The following is a 22,723-nucleotide window of genomic DNA, read 5'->3' as shown; positions in this document are numbered from 1 at the left end:
TCAATGATTGACCGGTCAATTTAAAAAGGGGGACAAATGAACCTTAGACAAATGAGTCAGCTCTTTTACAAGCTAAAACTAGCGAATCAAGAGATGACAACGAAGTTTGAAAAAGAAACTGGCTTTAGTATAACCCGTTATGAGCTTATGATGTTTTTGAAGGAAAACGGTCAATGTTCTCAAGGGCAATTACAGAATGAGTTAAAAATAGACAGTGCAGCTATTACAAGGCATCTAAAATTGCTCGAAGCAAAAGGTTATGTTACCCGTGAGAGAAATAAACAAAACAATCGCGAAGTTTTTGTTAAAATCACGGATAGCTCAAAAGAGGCTTTGGAACGTTGTGAAAGAAACTATAATAACTCTTCTGAGAAAAGTTTAGAGCTAGCACTCACAGCTCAAGAAGAAGACGTACTTCTTGAGCTGCTCACAAAGTTATTGGGACATAAAGGAGAATAAAATGTCAACTCGTATTGTAAATAATGATTTTTCAGAAATCACATTTGGAAGAAAATCCGTGCGTGTTTATGATGAAACTTATAAAATTTCACATGAAGAAATGCTTGAAATGATCCAAGAAGCAACAACAGCACCATCATCTGTAAATATGCAACCTTGGCGTTTTGTTGTTGTTGAAAGTGATGAAGAAAAAGAAAAATTAAAACCTTTAATTCGTTTTAATACCCGTCAAAATGAAACTTCTTCGGCTATGGTTCTTATTTTGGGGGATCTTCTCTGTTATGAATTAGGGGAAGAAATTTATAACCAAGTTGTAGAAGAAGGCAAGATGCCAGCAGAAGTACGTGATCAACAGTTAGAAGCGATTATTCCTTACTACCAAAGCTTTAGTAAAGAAGAAATGAATGATGTTGTCAAAATTGATTCAAGCTTAGCTGCAATGCAATTTATGCTCATCGCACGCGCTCATGGTTACGAAACAAATCCTATCGGCGGATTCGAGGCAGACCAATTGGCAGAAGCTTTTGGTTTGGACGAAAACCGTTACGTGCCAGTAATGATTTTATCTGTCGGCAAAGACAAAGAAGCAGGATATGAATCTGTAAGATTAGCGGCTGAAAAAATCACAGAATTTAAATAACAAAAAGATGCTAGATTATCTAGCACTTTTTTATTATTATTTATCTTTCTTTCTTTCTTACTTATTGTTGATAATTTGAATTTCTCCCTCAACACCAAGAATATCCTTAATTTTAGCCTGTAACTCTTGGATAGCCTCTAGTGCACGTTCTTGTTGAGAAGGGGTTACTGCTTCAATCACCAAGATGGCGTTTGTAGTTTCTTCTGTCAACATGGTACGTTGGGCTTCACGCCAATTCAAAGAGCGACAGATCGCACCATCAAGGTCATAATATATAATTTCTTGCGCAAGAGCTGGCTCACTCTTTTGCGCCCCCAGAGGATAAAAATCTTCACCCCCCTTGGCTAAGCCTAAATATAAATCGCCGTTGATTTTATCTAAGTCCTCACCGCCACAAGGTACACCATAACGAAGAGAAATACTATTATAGATATCCACAAGTGGGTTGATTGGTTCTAACTCTTTGCCCTGAGCCACTCTTTTTAAAAGAGCTTCAATAGAAGAGCGTGCACCTTTTTTCTTCTTAAACTGTGTAAAAATATCACGCCATTCGGAGATGACAAAGTTTTCTTTAAAATCATCTTCAACTAAAAATTTTTCAGACTCTTTAAATGCCTCCTTTAGAAGCTCTTGGTAGGGGCCTAAATCATGAACATGATTGTCAATATTGTTTACAACTAAGGTATAGAGTTGAGCTTCTGGAAAAAGTTCCCAAAAGTTTTTATCCACAGTAACAGTTTGCATAGTAGTTCTCCTTATTTCTTTTTTCATGATTAAATCTGTTTGCGTTAAAGTCCCTAAATGAAAATGACGTGACCCACATTCCACATAGCCTTGATTTTTATAAAAACTATAAGCATTAGGATTGTGCTCCCAGACACTGAGCCAGATATATTCCTTGTGTGTGCGCTGTGCTTCTTCGAAAGCAAAATCTAATAAATGTTTTCCTAAGCCTAAGTGCTGGTGAGACTTTCTAACATATAGTCTTTCCACTTCAAGAGCCTCAGCTAAAGTAGAGTGTTCTGGAAGAGTTGCATTTTTCCACTTGATATAACCTGCGAGACAACCATCTTGGAAAATAAAATAGAAACTATTGTTAGAGTCATTGAATTCTTTGGTTAATTGTTGAGGATTAAAAGCCTTTTCTAAATAAAGCTCTAAATCTTCTGGTGGATTTTGTTCTCCAAAAGTTTCAGCGAAGGTTTCTATACTTAAGTCTTGTAAGACCTGTAGATCCTGCATAGTAACGCGGGAAATTCTAATATTCACACCAACTCCTTTTAGTAGATTCGTTTCTTTCCTTTTTTAACATCGATCCAGTTATCCACGATATTTTGACTGATTTTTCCGAGTAAATTCTCTACTTGAGTAATCTCCTGTGCATTAAGACCGGATAAGGCAACTTGAGTAGAATAGTGAAGCTCTCTGTTTAAGATAGGGTAAACTTCTTTGCCATGAGAAGTAACATATAATAGTTTATTTTTTTTGTTTCCAGTATCTTCAACTTTTTTTATAAGTTTTTTTTCTACCAATTGATTGATAGCACGACTTGCTGTACTCTTATCGACACATAAAAGTTCAGAAATTTGTTGTTGATTAATTCCAGGATTTTCAAAAATACGACTGAGGTAGAGGTATTGTCCTTTTGCAAGTTTCAGCTCCTTGAATTCAATATTACTGATAGAATCTAAGGCGCGTGCTATAGTACCAATATCTCTTAAAATATTATTTTGAATAGTATTTCTCCTTTCATGGAAGAGGATGTATTGATTATAAAATAAAATAGTTGCGTTTGCAACTATTTGGTTATATATAATAAATACCTTAACTTAATAAGCCTAAAATATTATTCAACATATGAAGACAAATAACAAAAATTAAGGAACGATGAGAGCTTAAATAAGCTAAAGCTAAAAGCATTGCTCCAGGTGCATAGAGGACAAAATCCATAGGTTGCTGCATATGCATAACGGTGAATAAACCAGTAGAAACAAGGACTGCAATTAGTGTTCCTGTATAATTTGAGAGTCTATTAAGGAAGATATGGCGAAAGATAATCTCTTCAATGATGGGTCCTAAAACACCAAGAATAAGGATGGTGAAGAATAAAGGGATTTGCTTACTCATTTCAGAGAGAGCAGCTTGATTTTCAGGGTTTAATCCCTTTCCATAAATACCTTGAGCCAGAGATTCCACCAAAAGTATCGCTGCCATCCATAAGGGGAGGCTTAAAATTTTCCATAAGGAATGCTCCTTAAAATAGCCAAAACTTTCTCTTAATTCTTTTCGGAAGAGAATAAGTGCTGTCAGTGCAGAGACTGTTATACCAACTGCGAAGTTTAAAAAATCAGATTCTACCCAATTTGTCTGAGCTAACTCAGATAGAAAGAGTAAGGGGATCATTCCAAGTTGGAAGGGGACAAATAAAATATATATAGTTAATACAATGAATTCTCTTTTATTATCACGTAAAAAATTCAAAAGTATAGACCTCCTTGTTTGAATTGGCGATTCGCCTCAGATATTTTAACATAGCATAAAGTCTATACCAATTAAATTGTTTATGTTTTTATAGAGAGAAGTCTTTTTCATATCTCATTAAGAAACGGCGAAAAGATATTTTCCTTTGGAAAGTGTTGAAACAAGTTTGTAGAGCAAAATTCCCAGGAAATAATTGATAAATGCCGTAGAAAAAATCGTAATTAAAAGAACAGGAAGGCCCATTTTAAAGACAACCATAAGCTCCGAAATGTGAAGTAAAGTTCCCAAAAGATATACAGCAAAAACATACACGCAACCACTTATCAATGTGGCGAGGAAATAGATTACCCCTATTTTAGCTAAAAATAATTTGGGAGAAATTCTTAGGACTAACCTATATAAGAGTAAGCATGCCAAGGCTGACAGGGTACGGTCAAAAGCAGCTGGCAGCTGGAAAATCGGATTACCACCAAGAATCATGGAAGTAAGGATAACAAGACCGCTTGCCAAGAAAACTTGTTTGAGTGTAGGTTTAATCATTATACAGAGGAATAAAAAGGCCAAGGAAAAGTCCGGGCGAATAATTCCAGCGATACTGGGAGTGATAATATTCAAAATTTGACCAAGTATAATGAAGATTGGAGTAAGTGTAATAGTATTTGATGATTTGTTTTTTTGATTCATAAAAGTTCCTCTTTCTAGTTTTTAATGATAAGGCAGAGTACTTTCTATAACACAAAAAAAGCATAGAAACTTCTATGCTTTAATCATCCAATTTGAGCATAGATACAGGTTTTAGAAAGTACACTAAAATTTGTATCTATGGTTTTCTTCAGTTAGAAGCCATACATACACCTGTATCTTTGCCAAAGTTGAGTAGAATAACAGTTGATCATTGGTTGTACAGCTCCTTTCGTTTTTATTAGGAGTAATAATATCATTTTCTAAGAAAACTGTCAATGCTTTGAACTCACAGAGATAAATTAATTTCGCCATATAGAGATTTAAAAGGAAGTTTTTTGAACATAAAAACCTATGCCTGATAGCCTTAATTGAGTATATATTTGACGACCAACTTGTAAATGAGTTATAATTTCACGTGCATATTTTTTTAGGCATAAATGTAATTATTGTTATTTATCATAACGTTAAAAACAAAATTAGGAGGTCATTAACTGTGTATAAAAAATATGGAGATTGTTTTAAAAAGTTAAGGAACCAAAAGAATTTGGGACTCTCATATTTTAGTAAGATTGGAATAAATAGAGCAAATTTATCTCGATTTGAAAGAGGGCAAAGTATGATGAGTTTTGAGCGCGTTGACTTGATGTTAGAAGAGATGCAAGTCCCCTTAGCAGAGTACGAATTAATTGTAAATAACTTTATGCCCAATTATCAAGATTTTTTCTTGTTGGAACTAGAAGAAGCGGACTTTAGTCAAGATCTAAATAAAATTCAAAAGTTATATCTTGAGGCGCGTGAAGCAGGAAAACATATGTTGTCACTTGCTGCAAAAACTCGACTTGAAAATATAAGTCCCCTGGAAGTGAGAGAGAATGAAAATTATCTTTGTAATGTTAAAGAATGGGGCTATTTTGAGCTCACATTATTTTATTTTGTCTCAGATCATATTGATATTGATCAGCTGGAAAATCTTCTGGCCAATTTTGACAAAAGGTGTGAAAAATATTGTCGATTATTAAAGTACAGACGAAGATTATTACAGATTGCGTATCAAAGTGCGGCTATTTTTGCAGCGCATGGGGAAAGAAGTGAAGCTGAAAATATATTAGAAATTACCAAAAAATATCGGGAAATGGGAGTGGATTTATATGCTGAAGTTTTAAGGCATCTGGCAACAGGAATTGTTATTTTTAACTTTGAAGATAAGGATTTAGGACGTAAAAAAATTAATTGTGCTCTGGGAGCTTTGGAGGAATTTGGAGGTTTACGATTGAAAGAATTTTATCAAAGAAGGTTGGAAAAGTTTTTAAAAAATTAATCTCTGTATCTGTTGCTTTAAAGCAACAGATACAGAGAGTTTTTTTATTTTTAAGAGAATATACTTGATATAGAAAGGAGATGAAAACTAGATTTGGGCAACAATTATTTTGAAAATTGTTGCCCCATATTTTAAGGAAGTATGATGAATCAAAAAAAATTAACATTATTCGGATTCTTTGCTTTAACTGCTTCAATGGTTTTGACCGTATATGAGTATCCGACCTTTGCCACTTCTAAATTGCACTTAGTTTTCTTTTTACTACTAGGCGGAATACTATGGTTTTTACCAGTTGCCCTATGTGCTGCAGAAATGTCCACAGTTGAAGGGTGGAAAAATGGAGGCATTTTCAGCTGGGTGAGCCAAACTTTAGGAGAGCGTTTTGGATTTGCGGCAATTTTTTTCCAATGGTTTCAAATTACAGTTGGATTTGTAACAATGATATACTTTATCTTAGGAGCACTTTCATACGTATTAAATTTTGAAGCTTTAAACTCAGATCCACTCATTAAATTTATAGGCTTGCTGGTCATTTTTTGGGGACTGACTTTTTCACAATTAGGTGGGACTCAGCGCACTGCAAAATTAGTAAAAGCGGGATTTATAATCGGGATTGTAATTCCATCCATTATCTTATTTGTATTAGCAGTAGCTTATTTTGTAGGAGGAAATCCTATAGAAATCCCCATCAATAAGGCAGCTTTTATTCCAGATTTTTCACAGCTTTCAACATTGGTAGTTTTTGTTTCGTTTATTTTAGCTTATATGGGAGTTGAAGCTTCAGCTTCTCATATCAATGAGTTAGAAAATCCAAAAAGAAATTATCCTTTAGCAATGGTTTTATTAGTAATATTAGCTATTTCTTTAGATGCCCTTGGGGGCTTTACAGTGGCTGCAGTAATACCTCAAAAAGAGTTATCTTTAAGCGCTGGTGTGATTCAGACTTTTCAAACGCTGATTTTACATTTTAATAACCACTTAAGTTGGTTGGTCAAAATAATTGCAATAATGATTGCGTTTGGAGTAATGGGAGAAGTAAGCTCATGGGTAGTTGGGCCTTCTCGAGGAATGTTTGCAGCAGCGCAACGTGGATTACTTCCAAAATTTTTACGAAAAACGAATACCCATGATGTTCCCGTGCCTTTAGTTATGATTCAAGGTGTCATCGTGACTCTTTGGGGAGCGATTTTAACCTTTGGTGGTGGCGGCAATAACTTGTCCTTTTTGGTAGCAATTTCTTTGACTGTAGTTATCTATTTGGTTGGTTATCTACTATTTTTCTTAGGCTATTTCGTCTTAATCTACAAGAAAAAGAATTTAAAACGAACATATAATGTTCCAGGAAAAATGATAGGCAAATCAATTATTGCAGGAGTAGGGTTATTATTATCTCTGTTTGCTTTATTAATTTCTTTTGTCCCACCGGAATCAATTGCTCAAAGTGAGACACGAACTTATCAAATGATATTACTTATAAGCTTTGCTGTTACAGTAATCTTACCATTTGTTATTTATGAACTACATGATAAAAAGAGTCATGGATCTCTTGAAGAACCAATTCACTTCAAAGCAGGAGAAGTGAATCCAGCCGTTTATCCGGCAGCTCGAGGGGAGCATCATATTGTAAAGAATGAAGAACATATATTAAAACATTAAAGAAAATTGGAGGATGTAAATATGTTATATGGAAAAGAAAATCGTGATGAGGCAGAATTTTTAGAACCAATATTTGGCTCCGAAAGTGAACAAGTTGATTTGCCCAAATATAAATTAGGGAGAAAATCGATCGAACCTCGGGTAGCTTATCAATTAGTTCAAGATGAGATGCTAGATGAAGGGAATGCGCGGTTGAACTTAGCCACTTTTTGTCAAACATACATGGAACCTGAAGCAGTAAAACTAATGAGTCAAACTCTTGAGAAAAATGCAATAGATAAATCAGAATATCCAAGAACAACCGAAATCGAAAACCGTTGTGTAAATATGATTGCTGACCTTTGGAATGCAAGTGAAAACGAACAGTTTATGGGAACATCAACAATTGGTTCTTCAGAAGCTTGTATGTTGGGAGGAATGGCAATGAAATTCTCTTGGCGTAAACGAGCAGAAAAGTTAGGCTTGGACATTAATGCTAAAAAACCAAATCTCGTTATTTCTTCTGGGTATCAAGTTTGTTGGGAAAAATTCTGTGTATATTGGGATATTGAAATGCGTGAAGTACCGATGGACAAAAACCACATGTCAATTAATCTAGACAAGGTTATGGATTATGTTGATGAATATACTATTGGTATTGTGGGGATTATGGGGATTACGTATACAGGAAGATATGACGATATCAAGGCTCTTGATAAGTTAGTTGAAGAACACAACAAACGTACAGATTATAAAGTGTACATACACGTAGATGCTGCTTCAGGTGGACTTTATGCACCATTTGTTGAACCACATCTTAAGTGGGATTTTCGATTAAAAAATGTCATTTCCATCAATACATCAGGTCATAAGTACGGTCTCGTTTATCCTGGAGTAGGTTGGGTATTATGGCGTGATAAGAAATATTTACCAGAGGAGTTAATTTTTAAAGTAAGCTATCTTGGAGGAGAATTACCAACCATGGCTATTAACTTTTCTCATAGCGCGGCTCAGCTGATAGGACAATATTATAATTTTGTACGCTATGGTTTTGATGGATACAAAGCTATACATGAAAGAACGCATAAAGTAGCGATGTATTTAGCAAAATCAATTGAAAAAACAGGTTTATTTGAAATTGTAAATGATGGTTCACAACTTCCAATTGTATGCTATAAATTAAGAGAAGACAGAAATTGTGACTGGGATTTATACGACTTAGCCGATCGTTTATTAATGAAAGGATGGCAAGTGCCAGCCTATCCTTTACCAAAAAACTTAGAGGATAATATTATACAACGGATAGTAATTCGAGCGGATTTTGGAATGAATATGGCATACAATTACGTGCAAGATATGCAAGAAGCTATTGAATTTTTGAATAAGGCACATCTTAAATACCATAATAATCCTAAAAATAAAGTATATGGATTTACACATTAAAACAATCTCTTTTTTACAAGCCAAACCTATTTTCGTTAATTAATAACAAGAATGAATACATAACAAAAAAGACGAGAAAAATCTCGTCTTTTTTGAGAAGGTTTACATTAAAGCAAAGATAAACTCTGAGTATAGCACAACCATAATAGTAAGTTATTCCGAAAGATATTCTTTCAATCTCTCCATAGCAATCTTAATCACTTCCATTGAAGCTGCATAGGACAAACGGACATAACCTTCACCATATTGGCCAAAGGCTGAGCCTGGAATGAATGCTACATGTTTTTTCTTTGCAAAATCATATAAAAATTCAAAAGAATTGCTGTTATATTCTGCTGGAATTTTGGCAAAAATATAGAAAGCCCCGTCTGGCTTGATAATTTCAAAGCCAAGTTCAGTCATCTTCTCAATAATGTAATCCCGCCGTTTGAGGTATTCGGCTTTCATTAGCTCAGCATCATTTTTTCCTTTACTCAGAGCTTCAACTGCTGCCCATTGCGATTGTGTTGAGGCAGAAGTAACCAGATATTGGTGTGTTTTTACAAGCTGATCAATCAAGTATTTTTGTGCAAAAATCAGCCCCATTCGCCAACCCGTCATCGCATGTGATTTTGAAAGGCCATTAAGTACAAAAGTTTGATCACGTAAAAAGGTCGAAATAGAAGTATGTACATGTTGGCTATAGTTAATTTCAGAATAAACTTCGTCAGAAAGGACAAAAATTTCATGTTTTTTGATGATTTCAGCAAGTGTTTTAAGTTGGGCATGAGTGTAAGTTATGCCCGTTGGATTTGAAGGATAATTAAGGATGATAGCCTTGATATTCTCGGTTTCGTTCAATACTTGCTCAAGTTTTTCAGGAGTTAAGACAAATTTATCAGTTGTGGTATCAATCTCGACCAATTGACCGCCAGCTAAGCTTACTACAGGCGCATAACCTGAGTAAGCAGGTGCTGGGATTAGAACTTTATCGCCAGGTTCAATAATTGAAAGGAGACAAGTAGCAATCGCCTCTGTGACACCAACTGTGGTCAAAATTTCTGTTTCAGCATCGTAATGTAAATTGTATTTTTCAGCTACAAATTGACTGGCTGCATGACGGAGTTCAATCAGGCCACGCATGCCAGTATAATGACTTTCATCGGCATCAATCGCATCAATTGCAGCTTTTTTGATATGTTCAGGTGTCGGAAAATCTGGTTCACCAAGTGTTAATTTCAAAACATTCGGTATTTTGGAGATTTCCTGATCAAATTCACGAATTTTAGAAATTTCAATTTTTCCAAGATTAGTGTTAAATTTATTTGATAAATCCATACATAGCACCTCCGCAGGTCAATAGTTAAAGTTGGCTTCAAGCAAAAACTCCGTATATTCGTCGTTTTAAATTTGTATTATAGCATTTTATTTTAAAAATTCACAAAACAATGTTGCAAAATATTTTGGAGATTCGGAAGTTCAGATAAAAAATACACCTTGTAAACCTTGATTTAAAGCAGTTTTAAAGAAAAAAATAAGTCAATACTAAAAATTTGAAAAGTTTTCAATTGACAAACAATACTGAAAATATTATAATTGTGAAAAATAAATTAGAGGTAGCAATGCAAATGAGTACTACACGAGAGGAGGCATCCGACGACCGTGTACGAAAGGTAATCATTGCCGAACGTTAGCAACAGAGGTATCTGGCTAGCGTGGGGGTATAGGAAACACCTATACCACTCGGACTTGAATAAGTCTGGCGCTAAGTGATCGAACCGAATAATATAGAATTCTTTTTTAACTCTATTTTCATGACGACATAAAAGGCGCTTGTACTTACAAGTGCCTTTTGTTTTTATATGATGTGAGTTTGCAGGTTGAAGCGCGACAACGATAGAATAATGTTTTAGCGAGTCAACGAATAAGAAAAACTCTGCTTCTTACATCGAAACTCATTATATCAGTGGTCAAAGGGCACTGGAGACAGAGTTAAAGATTGAGATGGGAAAAAATATCATTTGGTAGACTAAAAGTAAAATCTTCCTTCTTTCAGTTACAATTTTTGACAACCCTCCAGAGCATTGAAATCACCGAAATCTTCAGATAAAGATTTGCATAGCAAGTCCACAGGAGTATGAAATGAAAGTACCATTTATTACTAAAAATCAATTAGATAAAATTACTGCAGAATTTCCGACACCATTTCATTTGTATGACGAGCACGGAATTCGTGAAAAAGCAAGGGCGCTAAACACAGCATTTTCTTGGAATAAAGGTTTCAAAGAATTCTTTGCGGTAAAAGCTACACCAACGCCTGCAATTTTGAAAATTTTGCAAGAAGAAGGCTGTGGAGCTGATTGCGCGAGCTATGTTGAACTTATACTGGCAAATAAATGTGGTTTTGATAAGTCTGAAATTATGTTTTCATCAAATGACACTCCAGCTGAAGAATTTTTATTAGCCAAAAAGCTAGGGGCTACGATTAATATTGATGCATACAACCATATTGAATTTTTATCCACATTGGCAGGATTTGAATTTCCCGAAACAATGAGCTTACGCTATAACCCTGGTGGAGTTTTTACAATGGGTACCAAAATTATGGATAATCCTGAAGAATCAAAATTTGGAATGACAAAAGCCCAACTAATTCAGGGAATTAGAGATTTGCAAAAGTTGGGTGTGAAGAAATTTGGAATGCATAGCTTTTTGGCTTCAAATACTGTGACAAATGAGTATTATCCAAAATTAGCACAGCAATTATTTGAATTAGCACTTAAAATTCGTGAAAAAACAGGCGTTTCTCTTGATTTTATAAATCTTTCTGGTGGTATCGGCGTTAATTATCGTCCAGATGAAGCTCCTAACGATATTGCTGTCATCGGCGAAGGAGTACATCGTGTTTATGATGAAGTTCTAACTGCCAATGGCCTAGGGGAAGTCAAAATTTATACGGAACTTGGACGCTTTATGTTGGCGCCTCATGGCTTACTGGTCACACGTGTCTTGCATAGAAAGCAAACATATCGGACGTATATTGGTGTGGATGCGAGCGCAGTTAATCTGATGAGACCAGCATTTTATGATGCTTATCATCATATTACTGTTATAGGAAAGGAGGAAGATAAAGTGAAAGAAATTGTTGACGTGACTGGTTCATTATGTGAAAACAATGATAAATTTGCCAGGCAGCGCGAACTTCCTGTGATTGATGAGGGAGACCTATTAGTCATTCATGACACAGGTGCGCATGGTTTTTCGATGGGATATCAGTATAATGCAAAATTACGAAGTTCCGAATTATTGCTTCAGCAAGATGGGAGCACGCGTATGATTCGACGGGCAGAGCGACCTGAAGACTATTTTGCAACATTGGATGGCTTTGAGTTTGAAATCTTACCGGGAATTAGCTGGTGAACGCTTGTAAAAGCTTTTACTTCTAACCATTGATAAAATCATAAATAATATTTGGATACAAATTAAAGGAGTGGAGTAAAAACAAGGCGAAGAGGAGATGATTTTCAAGAGAAAGAAAATTATACGATGAGTAGTTTCCTTTTCTTCTATCGCAACACTCATCAAAGGTTTCTGAAATAAATCTACAGGAGAAAATAATGCTTAAAGGTTCAATTGTGGCGCTCATCACGCCCTTTAATGATGATAATTCTATAAATTTTGAAAAATTAGCTGAGCTGATTGAATTTCAGATTAGCCATGGAAGTGCGGCTATTTCTATTTTAGGCACAACAGGAGAAGCACCGACGATTAGCTTTGAGGAGAAAAAAGCAATCGTTGAGTTTGTAGTTAAACAGGTTGCTGGACGTATTCATATCAATGTTGGAGCAGGAAGTAATAACACAGCACAAGCAGTGGAATTTGCTCAAGCATTTGAAAAGTTAGGTGCGGATAGTTTGCTTGTGATTACCCCTTATTATAATAAAACCAATGAAACAGGGATGTTAAAGCATTTTACTAAGATTGCGGAGTCTGTCGATATTCCGATTATCATGTACAATGCACCAGGTAGAACAGGAGTGAATCTTTCTGTTGAAGCCGTAGAAGTATTGGCGAAACACCCGAATATTACAGGCTTAAAAGAAGCATCAGGCGATATTGCCTATGTGGAAAAAATTAGCCGCTATCTTTCTAATAATTTTGCATTATATAGTGGTAATGACGATATGATAGTTCCATGCCTGAGTTTAGGCGCTTCGGGTGTAATCAGTGTTTGGGCTAACTTCATGCCAGATGTAGTTAAGGAGTTAATCGAAACTTTTGCGACCAACCCAGCTCATTCTTTGAGTCTGCAACAAAAATATTTGAACTTGATTGACAGCTTATTTATAGAAGCAAATCCAATTCCGGTCAAATTTGTGATGAATCAACTCGGTTATAATGTCGGTTCTGTTCGGTTGCCACTTGACGAGCCATCCGAAACGGCAAAAATTCAACTTCTTAAAGAATTGGAGATTTTATAATGAAAGTTTTACAAATTGGAACAGGTACAATGGGCGGGCTGCTTGCGGCAGAGCTAGAAAAAGAGCATGAATTAACAGTCGTATCCTTAACAAAGGATATTCCAGAAGAAAAATTCGATGTGATCATTGATTTTTCACACCCTGAGAATCTCAATAATCTTGCTAAATATCTAGAAAAGCATCCAACAGCCACAGTTATTGCCACAACAGGCTTTGACGACATACAAAAGGTAACAATTGATCACCTTTCTGAAAAAATGCCTGTATTATTTAGTGGCAATTTTAGTATTGGAGTTATCTTGATGAATCGTTTAGTCAAAGAAATGACCTATATTTTATCGGACAGTTTTGATATTGAAATCATTGAAAAACATCATAATAAAAAAATAGATGCACCATCTGGTACGGCAAAGATGTTGCTTGACAGTATCAATGAAACATTGGACTATAAAGTTGTTCATGGACGTTCAGGTATAAAGCCACGTGAGAAGAAAGAGATTGGAGTACATGCTGTTCGAGGGGGGACAATCGTTGGTGAACATGAAGTAATATTTGCAGGAAGGGACGAACTTCTTACGATTAAGCATGAAGCTCTTTCGAAAATGATTTTTGTAAAAGGGGCGATCACAGGGATGAATTGGCTTATTCATCAAGAAAGTGGGATGTATTCAATGGAGGAAGTTCTTTTTGGAAAAGACGGAGTGAATTAAGTCCTATTTTTATAGAAGAGAAACAATAAAATAAATTTTGGATATTCCTTAAAAAACTTAGTTTTTATAGGATTACTCACAAGAAGGAGATTTATGGAAGTACAAAAAATTTCGGCTCAAGAAATTATTCAATATATTGGAAATGCTGAGAAAAAAACAACAGTTAAAGTAACTTTTGAAGGTCAATTGACAGGTCAAATATCAAAAGAAATCATCAAAATCAGCAATACTTTGTTTGGGGATTGGAGTTTGATTCAACCGCTTTTGGCTGACATGACTGAAAATAAAGATTATATTGTGGAGCTTGATAGCCGCAATTCAGCTGTACCCTTGCTTGATATTCGCGATGTCAATGGACGTATCGAGCCAGGCGCAATTATCCGTGAACATGTCGTAATTGGTGATCATGCAGTAATCATGATGGGAGCAATTATTAATATAGGTGCTGAAATTGGGGCTGGTACAATGATTGATATGGGTGCTGTTCTAGGAGGACGTGCAACAGTTGGTAAAAATTCCCATATTGGTGCAGGCGCAGTACTTGCTGGAGTTATTGAACCAGCTTCATCTGTGCCTGTGCGTATTGGGGATAATGTACTTGTGGGTGCAAATGCAGTGGTTATTGAAGGTGTACAAGTTGGTTCAGGTTCAGTTGTTGCGGCCGGTGCTATTGTGACACAAGATGTTCCTGAAAATGTAGTTGTTGCTGGTGTGCCAGCCCGTATTATCAAGAAAATTGATGCCCAAACACAGCAAAAAACTGCACTGGAAGAAGCGTTGAGAAATTTGTAAAATTGCCATAAGGATAGACTATTTATCAACATACATGATGCTTCGTACGCTATTAATAAATGGAGTATATCGTCCATGCACTTCAAATAGCACCAAAGTTATTTAACTTTAGAGTGTACGAACTTTATCTTCGAGTATCTTATATCCAAAGAAGAAAGGATAAAAATGAAAAAATATAATATATGTGTTGTGGGTGCAACTGGACTTGTTGGTCGTACTTTTCTCGATATTTTAGAACAAAGAAATTTCCCAATTAAAAATTTGAAATTATTAGCCTCAAGTCGTTCAGCAGGTTCAGTTTTGTCTTTTGCGGGTCAAGAATACGTAGTTGAAGAATTAACGGCTGATTCATTTAATGGTTATGATATTGCCCTTTTTAGTGCTGGCGGAGATACTTCTGAACATTTTGCCCCAATTGCACGAGAAAAAGGGTTGATTGTCATTGATAACTCATCAGTTTGGCGTGAAAAACCTGAAATTGGCCTGGTTGTCCCAGAAATTAACATCCAAGATACGCAAATGAATAAAATCATTGCCAATCCTAACTGTTCAACGATTCAATCTGTTTTACCGCTTTATGCTTTGGAGAAAGCCTTTGGTATTTTACAAGTGAACTATACAACTTTCCAAGCAGTAAGTGGAAGCGGACAGAGAGGTCGTGACGATTTACTTCGGACACGTCAAGGCAAAGCACCAGAATTTTATCCATATAATATCTCTGAAACAGCCCTTCCTGAAATTGATGTTTTCTTTGAAAATGGATATACCAAAGAAGAGATGAAAATGGTCAATGAAACACGTAAAATCTTACATAAGCCAGAGTTGGCTGTTTCAGCAACTTGTGTACGTGTTCCAGTAATAAACAGTCACGGTGTGAGTATCCAGGTAATATTGGATCAGCCTTTCACGCTTAGCGAAGTTCGTGAGGTTTTTTCAAACCAAGAAGGTATAACTCTTATCGATAACCCTAAAAATCATGAATATCCAGTTTCAACAATCGCAAATGGTAATGATAATGTTTATGTTGGACGTATTCGTGAAGATTTGGCGCAAGCAAACAGTTTACTCTTTTACTGCGTAGCTGATAATATCCGTAAAGGCGCAGCATTAAATGCAATTCAAATTGCGGAACATATGATCCAGGAGAATTTAATTTGACATTAACTATTGCAAAATTTGGCGGTTCATCCTTATCTACAGAAAGCCAATTTCAAAAAGTAAAAAATATTGTCAGCCAAGATGAAACGAAAAAAATTGTCGTTGTTTCAGCGATTGGACGTAAAAATCCATCTGATGATAAGGTTACCGACTTGCTCTATCTCATTGCAGCTCATGTGAAACACGGTGTTTCTTACCAAGCACTTTGGGATAATTTAGTCACTCGATTTGTTGCAGTCAAAGAAGAATTGCAGCTTAAATACGACATCTTATCACATTTAGAGAAACTTAAATGTGAGCTGGATTCGGGTCAATTTACAGAGGATTATCTGGTGAGTCGTGGCGAGTATTTTACAGCGCATCTAATGGCGGAATATCTGGGCTATCAATTTATTGATGCGGCTGAAGTAATTTCCTTTTCAGGTAACGGTCGTATCAATTTGGAAATGTCAAAACGTTTGTTGCAGGAACAATTCTCTGGAATTGAGAGAATTGTTCTCCCAGGATTTTACGGTGCTTTCCAAAATGGAAAAATCAAACTTTTGAGTCGTGGTGGTTCAGATATTTCAGGCGCAATTCTGGCAAGCTGTTTAGGTGCTGATAAATATGAAAACTGGACAGATGTATCAGGTGTAATGATGGCAGATCCGCGTATTATTAACAATCCAGCAACGATCAGTGAATTGACTTATGAAGAGTTGAGTGAATTGTCTTATATGGGGGCAAGTGTGCTGCATGCTGAGACGATTTATCCGATTCGTGAACTCAATATTCCTTTGCATATTAAAAATACGAATGCTCCAGACGCCGAAGGCACTTTGATTTTGGCAGAACACCGTACGCATACGACACAAGTTTCAGGAATTTCAGGCAGAAAAAACTATGTTTCGATTAATATTGTCAAAAATCAAATGGCAACAGAGGTTGGTTTTTTACAACGTACTTTGAAAATTTTTGATGATTATCATTTGAATATTGAACATCTCCCTACAGGTATCAATCAAATCGGAGTTATCGTCGAAATGGTTGAAGTAGAAGAGATTTTGCTTGATTTACTGGACCGCCTAAAAAAAGATTTGAAAGCAGATGATGTCACAGTCAAAGAAAATATTTCGCTTTTGACAGTTGTAGGTGAAGAAATTATACGCTCAGCAAAAGTTACGAACAAAATTTTTACAGCACTTGCTAAAGAAGATATTGATATTGAGCTTATTACACAAAGCCCGCGTGGAATCAATATCATTATCGGTGTTGCCAATAAGCATTATCAAAGGGCTTTAGTCGCCTTATATGAAGAATTGACAACCTAAAGGACTTAATAAGGAGGTGTAGAGTGCCTTTTACAAATGAAGAATTGCTTCAAATACGTCGGGAATTGCATGAAATTCCTGAGCTTGGTATGGCAGAGTTTGAAACACAGGCTTATCTATTAGATAAAATACGGCAAATGACCCAGGCAGTTAAGCATGTCAAAATTCGAACTTGGAAGACAGCCGTTCTGGTCAAAATAACAGGATTTGACTCAGACAAAATTATAGGCTGGCGTGCAGATATGGACGGGCTTCCAGTTAATGAAGAAACAAATTTAGAATGCAGTTCAAAGCACCAAGGAAGAATGCACGCTTGTGGACATGATATACACATGGCTGTAGCACTTGGTTTATTAAAAATTGCTATTGAAACGCCAAGTAAAAATGACCGTCTTTTTCTTTTTCAGCCCGCTGAAGAAAATCTCTCAGGCGCAAAACTTTTATATGAGGCAAACGTTTTTGCGGATTGGTTACCGGATGAGTTTTATGCACTTCATGTTCATCCAGAACTACCTGCTGGACAACTAGCAACGAATAATCACACTTTATTTGCAGGAACTTGTGAGGTTAGTATTAAGTTTACTGGAAAAGGAGGCCACGCAGCGTTCCCCCAGAATAGTAATGATATGGTAGTTGCTGTGAGTCATTTTGTAACGCAAGTGCAGACAATCATCTCGCGAAATGTTGGGCCAATGGAAAATGCTGTTGTGACTTTTGGCAAGATGCGTGCTGGAATGACTAATAACGTGATTGCCAAAGAAGCGGAAGTTCACGGAACAATTCGTACCTTGACGAAGGAAATGAACGAACTAACACAAAGACGTATCACACAAATCGCTGAAGGTATTGCGCAATCCTTTGACTGTCAAGCGGAAATTATACTAAAACAAGGAGGTTATCTCCCTGTTATTAATAATAAAAATCTTGCAGACCAACTGATGTCTTTTCTGAAAGAAAAGCCAACAGTTAATTTTTCAGAAATTTCCCCCTTGATGACAGGGGAGGACTTTGGATACTTATTAAATAAAGTACCTGGTGTGATGCTCTGGCTCGGTGTTCAATCAGATTATCCCTTACATCACGAAAAGATGTCTCCAAAAGAAGCAGCTATAATACCTGCAGTGGAAGCGCTCAGTGCCTGGCTAGATACTCGATAAATTTCTTTACAACTGTTGGTATTAAATTGGCACAATTGTACTTCAAATATGTAGTGATGCACCATGACCTCTTTAGTAGTGAGAAGTAATAACAAAAAAATATTTTAGTGGGCAAAAAGTGGGCAGAATAAAAATTGATAAATGTATAAAATAAAAAACCGTTATTTAACGGATTTTTATTATGTGTGTATAAAGTTAAGTCTCACTTTTTATATCATTATGTTATCGGAGACATTAGTGTTATACTAAGTTCGTTGTAGGTCGATGCTTATGTCAAAAATTTGTACTTTCCTACGACTTATAAAATATCTAGCTATATAGTGTAATCTATAACTGGATTATTTATCAGAAAGAGGCATCTCTCACATATCGGATGTCTCTTTTCTGTATGATTAGGCATTATACAAATATTTTAACATACATGGGTATATAATAATTTTAGTATATTAGAAATTTTTATTGTTTATATATTATATTTTAAAAGTCAGTGAGTTTCTTACTATTGGCATTTAGTTCATGAACGAAGATTTTTTATGTCTATTTGACAAAAATGAATAAGCGTGATACTATGTACTAAGTAAGTTTAGTCAAAGTTATATATTTTTAAATGTTTTCTTTAACCATAATGATTTACAATCTAGTTGAAAGGAAATATATATACTATGACAAAAGGAACAGTAAAATGGTTTAATGATGCCAAAGGATTTGGCTTCATTACAGCTGAAGATGGAGTAGATGTGTTTGCACATTTCTCAGAAATCCAAAGTAACGGCTTCAAAAAACTTGAAGAAGGTGAAAAAGTTACATTTGATATGGGCGAAGGTCAACGTGGACCACAAGCCACAAACATCAATAAAGCATAATTAAAAAAGTCACTCTAAGAGTGATTTTTTTGTAGTCAAGGAGTATAAATTAGGGAATGAGAGAAAAGTGTGTTACAATGAGTGAGTCAATTGGATACATCTACGGAAGATCTAGCTTGTTAGGTTATAGCGTGATTTAAATAAGTGATTTAAATTTCTTCTGTTTTATTAACGCGGGATGGAGCAGCTAGGTAGCTCGTCGGGCTCATAACCCGAAGGTCGTAGGTTCAAATCCTGCTCCCGCAATTAGAATAAAATTCTACTTCGTCAGGATTTTTTTATTTTGTTAGATCATTACTTTTATTAATCATTTGAATGAGACCATCATAGGTAAGATTAGTATTGTTCACATTTATGGTATTCCAATGGGTTTTATTCATATGGTATCCCGGAAATACTCCTGCTATTTGTCTAGCCTCCTCACCGTGTTTTGGACTCAGATTTAAATCAATTAATAGTTCGTTATCTTTTTCAAAGATTAAAGCTATAATTTTTTTATTAGATTTTTGTCTAATGGTTGTCCAAAGTATTTTTTCACGATTATTATTGTTAAAGGGATAGTCTTCATAGGAGTTCGTTATTTTTAACACCAAGTTGATAAGTTCTTGTTTTTTCATTTTTATCTCCTTATTGCTTGGTATCATATCATTATTTAAGAGAAATTTTGAGGTTTTAATTGTGTTTGTGACTACTTTTTTGAATTTGTATAAGTGACTAAGATTTTCAAAATATATTTATATTTTGATATAATACTATTGGCAGAAATAAAAAAATGTTAATATATATCATGAAACTACACCTTGCCAGTGTAGTTTTTAGTTTAATTTAAGTTATTGAAAATAGAATAAATGAGTCGAATCTTTTTCATAAGTACCTCATTTGATGGTGTTTTTTTTGTATCATTAGGTTAATGAGACTATTAGTGTTATAGTAAGAGTGTTCGTAGGCGTTACTTCACTGCCACGAAGTTTTGACCTCAAATACGGACTCTAGTTATGACGAGTAATTATAACTAGGTTATTCATCAGAAAAGACACCTTCGCATATTGGGTGTCTTTTTGTGAAATTCGTATAGTCAAACTATTATGCTTTATTTATGTGTCGGACAGCTACACAACCACCAACAATTGAGAGAAGCTTTAATTACTGTTTTGTGTCTGTCTTAGACTCTTGTTATGTATAGATGTATATCAAGAGGCTTTTATGTTTAAAAATAATAAAGTATTTTTAATAATATCTGTGAAAATGAATAGAATAAATAAGAAAAGAACTCTTTTCATTATTGTTTTTTCTTAACCTATAATTTATTTTTTCCTCTAAGCAAATATAAAATGAATAATCAGATTTTTTTAGTATCTGTTTTTTTCAGGGGGGATATGATATACTTTAACTATCAAACAATACAGGGGTAAAGATGCCACCATATGATTATGAGTTTTATCGAAAAAGAAAACACGATCCAAAATGGAGAGTTTTTTATCTAAAGTTAAGAAATAAAAAGATATTAAAAAGAACAATGGTATATATTGTAGTAGTTATAATGTTGATAATTTTGGGTTTATTTATAAATTATATTGACGAATATAAAATTTCTTTAAGAGATTTTAATTTAAAAATCCTCAAAAATTTCTTTAACCATTACATAGAATTATCTAAAAAACTATTTTGGACCGTTATTGATAAAATATCTCATACATTACAACGGAAATGGCAGTAAAAACATCGGATAGAAGTTTATTCTATATGATTAGGTGTTAATCAACTATTTTGTTATACTTGAATTACCGTCAGGTATGAAACACTCACCATACAAACTATTTATAATCCCCGTGGGAAGTGAGTGTTTTCTTTTTAAAATAAAAAGCTTTCTACTTGCGTTGGAGCTTTTTATTTTATATTAGGTATTTACTATCAATTATGCTATAGTTGACTTGTGTCTCCTTGACATATAAGACCGATTCTTCGTATGTGGATTTCTTCAAAAGTCAGTTGAGTTTCTGACTGTTGGCATTTCATTCATGAACGAAGATTTTTTATGTCAATTTGACAAAAACAAATAAGCATGATACTATGTACTAAGTAAGTTTAGTCAAAGTTATATATTTTAAATGTTTTCTTTAACCATAATGATTTACAATATAGTTGAAAGGAAATATATATACTATGACAAATGGAACAGTAAAATGGTTTAATGATGCTAAAGGATTTGGCTTCATTACAGCTGAAAATGGAGCAGATGTGTTCGCACATTTCTCAGAAATCCAAAGTAACGGCTTCAAAAAACTTGAAGAAGGCGAAAAAGTTACATTTGATATGGGCGAAGGTCAACGTGGACCACAAGCTACAAATATTAATAAAGCTTAATTGTAAAGCACTCTTTGGAGTGCTTTTTTTAACCAAAGCCCAAGGGAGAGTACTATTAGTCTTAAAATATATTGGCGAAAAAATTGTGCTTCTAGTAAGCAGGCACTCTTATGGTTTGAAACGCATAGAATTGCAATAGAATGTATCGAGATCACAAAAATAACTCATAACGAATTAATAAAACTATTATTATTAACAGATGGTGGGTTTGATGATATTTTAAAAAATAGACTTACGATGAAGGGGAAGACAAAAGCAGCTATTAAGACCCTAGATTTAATGTCATTTGAAGAGGCTATAGACTATCTAGAGGAGCATGTGGAAATATTACAAACTCCAATTATTATTGATAAAAACCAACTTTTTGTAGGTTTCAATGGAAGCGAAATACGTCAGTTTATCCCAAGTATTAATAGAAAACTTGATATGAGAAGAAATAATGACCAAGGTAATGAAGACTAGGATTATAGAAGGAGAACAATGTTAAGAAATTTTATACTGAAGAGATGTGAAGAAAAAGTTAAAGTTGAAAATAAACAGCTAAGGGGAATTAATAACAAATTACTCAAAAAAGTGAAACGATTGGAAGTAGAGAATAATATCATTAGAAGTAAGTTTATGAATTTAAAGTAATACGTTTATTGGGAAATTAGGTTAATTTAGTTAAGTGTGCTACAATGAGGATAGTATTTGAATAACATCCATTAAGGTAGTGGACTTATATAGAACAATGTTACTTTGTGGAGTTTGTTAGCTTTTATTTATTAACGCGGGATGGAGCAGCTAGGTAGCTCGTCGGGCTCATAACCCGAAGGTCGTAGGTTCAAATCCTACTCCCGCAATATGAAGATGATTTCCCTGCTTCGTCGGGGATTTTTATATATATTGGTTTGGATATAAAATAATAATTTGTTATATATTAAGAAGACGTAGCTTACAAATAAGATAGAATAGCTGATAAAATACATAAATGTAAAATAGACGAGGAATGAAAGGAGGAGATATATGGGAATAGCAAGAACTAAACAACAGATATCAGTAATATTTGAAAAACCATTGAGTTTAGTAAATTATGAATTAGCAACAATGAGGAAAAACATTAATTTTAAAGAATACATATTTGATTCTAGTTATAAAAAACAAACTTATGTAAATATGTACGGATATTATAAATATTTGAATTATTACGAATAAATTGAGTATTAAATATCGATTTACTAAGGTAGAGAAAGTAAAAGTATTATTTTAG

23 protein-coding genes, 2 tRNA genes, 1 pseudogene and 1 riboswitch are annotated in these 22,723 nt (G+C 34.7%); of the genes and pseudogenes, 19 read left to right on the top strand and 7 right to left on the bottom strand.

Annotated features, from left to right (window positions below; all coding sequences use genetic code 11):
• Window positions 1-36 precede the first annotated feature (36 nt).
• Both P3G65_RS08785 and P3G65_RS08780 read left to right on the top strand, forming a co-directional pair.
• A complete protein-coding gene (locus P3G65_RS08785; protein ID WP_017370986.1) occupies window positions 37-459 on the top strand; it encodes a MarR family winged helix-turn-helix transcriptional regulator in 423 nt (140 codons plus the stop codon).
• A gap of 1 nt (window position 460) precedes the next feature.
• Window positions 461-1,099: a nitroreductase family protein gene (locus P3G65_RS08780; protein WP_284071159.1), complete on the top strand. Its 639-nt coding sequence runs from the start codon at window positions 461-463 to the stop codon at window positions 1,097-1,099.
• A 57-nt stretch (window positions 1,100-1,156) separates the two neighbouring features.
• Here P3G65_RS08780 and P3G65_RS08775 read toward each other — a convergent pair whose 3' ends face one another.
• From P3G65_RS08775 to P3G65_RS08755, 5 genes and pseudogenes are all read right to left on the bottom strand, one after another.
• Window positions 1,157-1,843: a B3/4 domain-containing protein gene (locus P3G65_RS08775; protein WP_003134252.1), complete on the bottom strand. Its 687-nt coding sequence runs from the start codon at window positions 1,841-1,843 to the stop codon at window positions 1,157-1,159.
• A 75-nt stretch (window positions 1,844-1,918) separates the two neighbouring features.
• A pseudogene (locus P3G65_RS08770) lies at window positions 1,919-2,341 on the bottom strand (GNAT family N-acetyltransferase); the annotation flags it as partial.
• 38 nt (window positions 2,342-2,379) lie between these two features.
• Window positions 2,380-2,835: a MarR family winged helix-turn-helix transcriptional regulator gene (locus P3G65_RS08765; protein WP_034999696.1), complete on the bottom strand. Its 456-nt coding sequence runs from the start codon at window positions 2,833-2,835 to the stop codon at window positions 2,380-2,382.
• Window positions 2,836-2,923: 88 nt separating this feature from the next.
• Window positions 2,924-3,580, bottom strand: coding sequence for a CPBP family intramembrane glutamic endopeptidase (locus tag P3G65_RS08760; RefSeq protein WP_017370982.1), 657 nt, complete (start codon window positions 3,578-3,580; stop codon window positions 2,924-2,926).
• Window positions 3,581-3,697: 117 nt separating this feature from the next.
• Window positions 3,698-4,264 (bottom strand): tryptophan transporter, encoded by a 567-nt coding sequence (locus P3G65_RS08755; RefSeq protein ID WP_019292825.1) that lies wholly within the window; start codon window positions 4,262-4,264, stop codon window positions 3,698-3,700.
• A gap of 493 nt (window positions 4,265-4,757) precedes the next feature.
• On the opposite strand from P3G65_RS08755, the gene P3G65_RS08750 reads away from it, so the two are divergent.
• From P3G65_RS08750 to P3G65_RS08740, 3 genes are all read left to right on the top strand, one after another.
• A complete protein-coding gene (locus P3G65_RS08750) occupies window positions 4,758-5,582 on the top strand; it encodes an Rgg/GadR/MutR family transcriptional regulator (RefSeq protein ID WP_284071158.1) in 825 nt (274 codons plus the stop codon).
• 144 nt (window positions 5,583-5,726) lie between these two features.
• A complete protein-coding gene (gadC, locus tag P3G65_RS08745) occupies window positions 5,727-7,238 on the top strand; it encodes a glutamate:gamma-aminobutyrate antiporter (protein ID WP_017370980.1) in 1,512 nt (503 codons plus the stop codon).
• 21 nt (window positions 7,239-7,259) lie between these two features.
• A complete protein-coding gene (locus tag P3G65_RS08740; protein WP_019292826.1) occupies window positions 7,260-8,660 on the top strand; it encodes a glutamate decarboxylase in 1,401 nt (466 codons plus the stop codon).
• Window positions 8,661-8,813: 153 nt separating this feature from the next.
• Here P3G65_RS08740 and P3G65_RS08735 read toward each other — a convergent pair whose 3' ends face one another.
• Window positions 8,814-9,977 carry a pyridoxal phosphate-dependent aminotransferase gene (locus tag P3G65_RS08735; protein ID WP_003134259.1) on the bottom strand — a complete coding sequence of 388 codons (1,164 nt, stop codon included), beginning with the start codon at window positions 9,975-9,977 and terminating at the stop codon, window positions 8,814-8,816.
• 265 nt (window positions 9,978-10,242) lie between these two features.
• Window positions 10,243-10,415, top strand: a riboswitch (Lysine riboswitch).
• A 366-nt stretch (window positions 10,416-10,781) separates the two neighbouring features.
• Between P3G65_RS08735 and P3G65_RS08730 the strand changes: the two genes are divergently transcribed.
• From P3G65_RS08730 to P3G65_RS08690, 9 genes are all read left to right on the top strand, one after another.
• Window positions 10,782-12,059: a diaminopimelate decarboxylase gene (locus tag P3G65_RS08730; RefSeq protein WP_019292827.1), complete on the top strand. Its 1,278-nt coding sequence runs from the start codon at window positions 10,782-10,784 to the stop codon at window positions 12,057-12,059.
• A 197-nt stretch (window positions 12,060-12,256) separates the two neighbouring features.
• Window positions 12,257-13,120: a 4-hydroxy-tetrahydrodipicolinate synthase gene (dapA, locus tag P3G65_RS08725; protein WP_003134262.1), complete on the top strand. Its 864-nt coding sequence runs from the start codon at window positions 12,257-12,259 to the stop codon at window positions 13,118-13,120.
• Window positions 13,120-13,830: a 4-hydroxy-tetrahydrodipicolinate reductase gene (dapB, locus tag P3G65_RS08720; protein WP_003134265.1), complete on the top strand. Its 711-nt coding sequence runs from the start codon at window positions 13,120-13,122 to the stop codon at window positions 13,828-13,830. The genes dapA and dapB overlap by 1 nt, the downstream gene beginning before the upstream one ends.
• A gap of 93 nt (window positions 13,831-13,923) precedes the next feature.
• Window positions 13,924-14,622, top strand: coding sequence for a 2,3,4,5-tetrahydropyridine-2,6-dicarboxylate N-acetyltransferase (gene dapD / locus P3G65_RS08715; RefSeq protein ID WP_003134267.1), 699 nt, complete (start codon window positions 13,924-13,926; stop codon window positions 14,620-14,622).
• 165 nt (window positions 14,623-14,787) lie between these two features.
• A complete protein-coding gene (locus P3G65_RS08710) occupies window positions 14,788-15,780 on the top strand; it encodes an aspartate-semialdehyde dehydrogenase (RefSeq protein ID WP_284071157.1) in 993 nt (330 codons plus the stop codon).
• Window positions 15,777-17,090 (top strand): aspartate kinase, encoded by a 1,314-nt coding sequence (locus P3G65_RS08705; RefSeq protein ID WP_003134269.1) that lies wholly within the window; start codon window positions 15,777-15,779, stop codon window positions 17,088-17,090. The genes P3G65_RS08710 and P3G65_RS08705 overlap by 4 nt, the downstream gene beginning before the upstream one ends.
• A 23-nt stretch (window positions 17,091-17,113) precedes the next feature.
• Window positions 17,114-18,247: an N-acetyldiaminopimelate deacetylase gene (locus P3G65_RS08700; protein ID WP_019292828.1), complete on the top strand. Its 1,134-nt coding sequence runs from the start codon at window positions 17,114-17,116 to the stop codon at window positions 18,245-18,247.
• Window positions 18,248-18,909: 662 nt separating this feature from the next.
• Window positions 18,910-19,110, top strand: a complete 201-nt coding sequence (locus P3G65_RS08695) for a cold-shock protein (protein WP_014025161.1) — start codon at window positions 18,910-18,912, stop codon at window positions 19,108-19,110.
• Window positions 19,111-19,282: 172 nt separating this feature from the next.
• Window positions 19,283-19,356, top strand: a tRNA-Met gene (locus P3G65_RS08690).
• Window positions 19,357-19,388: 32 nt separating this feature from the next.
• Here the strand turns inward: P3G65_RS08690 and P3G65_RS08685 are convergent.
• Window positions 19,389-19,727 carry an MmcQ/YjbR family DNA-binding protein gene (locus P3G65_RS08685; protein ID WP_017370933.1) on the bottom strand — a complete coding sequence of 113 codons (339 nt, stop codon included), beginning with the start codon at window positions 19,725-19,727 and terminating at the stop codon, window positions 19,389-19,391.
• Window positions 19,728-20,524: 797 nt separating this feature from the next.
• Between P3G65_RS08685 and P3G65_RS08680 the strand changes: the two genes are divergently transcribed.
• The 5 genes from P3G65_RS08680 (at window position 20,525) to P3G65_RS08660 (ending at window position 22,668) form a co-directional block, all read left to right on the top strand.
• Entirely contained in the window at window positions 20,525-20,827 is a 303-nt protein-coding gene (locus tag P3G65_RS08680; RefSeq protein ID WP_003134277.1) for a hypothetical protein, read from the top strand.
• 446 nt (window positions 20,828-21,273) lie between these two features.
• Window positions 21,274-21,474: a cold-shock protein gene (locus P3G65_RS08675; RefSeq protein ID WP_003134278.1), complete on the top strand. Its 201-nt coding sequence runs from the start codon at window positions 21,274-21,276 to the stop codon at window positions 21,472-21,474.
• Window positions 21,475-21,528: 54 nt separating this feature from the next.
• Complete coding sequence (locus P3G65_RS08670; RefSeq protein ID WP_306723676.1) at window positions 21,529-21,936, top strand: ArsC/Spx/MgsR family protein; 408 nt, start codon at window positions 21,529-21,531, stop codon at window positions 21,934-21,936.
• A 306-nt stretch (window positions 21,937-22,242) separates the two neighbouring features.
• Window positions 22,243-22,316 (top strand) — tRNA-Met (locus P3G65_RS08665).
• Window positions 22,317-22,479: 163 nt separating this feature from the next.
• The gene (locus P3G65_RS08660; protein WP_017371230.1) at window positions 22,480-22,668 is read left to right on the top strand and encodes a hypothetical protein; all 189 of its coding nucleotides are present in this window, start codon (window positions 22,480-22,482) and stop codon (window positions 22,666-22,668) included.
• Window positions 22,669-22,723: the final 55 nt, after the last annotated feature.

It is taken from the genome of Lactococcus sp. bn62 (assembly GCF_029492705.2).
Taxonomy (GTDB): domain Bacteria; phylum Bacillota; class Bacilli; order Lactobacillales; family Streptococcaceae; genus Lactococcus; species Lactococcus petauri.
This window is presented reverse-complemented; position numbering and strand designations above follow the sequence as displayed.